The organism is Pseudomonas laurentiana (assembly GCF_014648275.1).
GTDB lineage: Bacteria > Pseudomonadota > Gammaproteobacteria > Pseudomonadales > Pseudomonadaceae > Aquipseudomonas > Aquipseudomonas laurentiana.
In genome coordinates, this window is the sequence record NZ_BMQU01000186.1 from 1 (window position 1) to 542 (window position 542).

1 protein-coding gene is annotated in these 542 nt (G+C 41.5%); it reads left to right on the forward strand.

Translation table 11 applies throughout. The features are described 5' to 3' along the window. The coding region (locus tag IE038_RS25760) for a photosynthetic reaction center family protein (RefSeq protein ID WP_229775749.1) at positions 1-542 on the forward strand (542 nt) is incomplete at both ends.

The window sequence follows — 542 nt, forward strand, 5'->3', positions numbered from 1 at the left end:
GGGCACAACTTTTGTGACTTCGTGGTATACTCATGGATTGGCCAGTTCCTATTTGGAAGGTTGTAATTTTTTAACTGCTGCAGTTTCTACGCCTGCTAATAGTTTGGCACATTCTTTGCTGCTATTATGGGGTCCTGAAGCACAAGGAGATTTTACTCGCTGGTGTCAGTTAGGTGGTCTATGGACTTTCGTTGCTCTTCATGGTGCTTTTGGTCTAATAGGCTTTATGTTACGCCAATTTGAACTTGCTCGATCTGTGCAATTACGACCTTATAATGCAATTGCGTTCTCTGCTCCGATTGCTGTTTTTGTTTCCGTATTCTTGATCTATCCATTAGGTCAATCTGGTTGGTTTTTTGCGCCTAGTTTTGGCGTAGCAGCTATTTTCCGATTTATCCTCTTTTTTCAAGGTTTTCATAATTGGACCTTGAATCCATTTCATATGATGGGAGTTGCCGGAGTATTGGGTGCTGCTCTTCTATGTGCTATTCACGGTGCTACCGTAGAAAATACTTTATTTGAAGACGGTGATGGTGCAAATA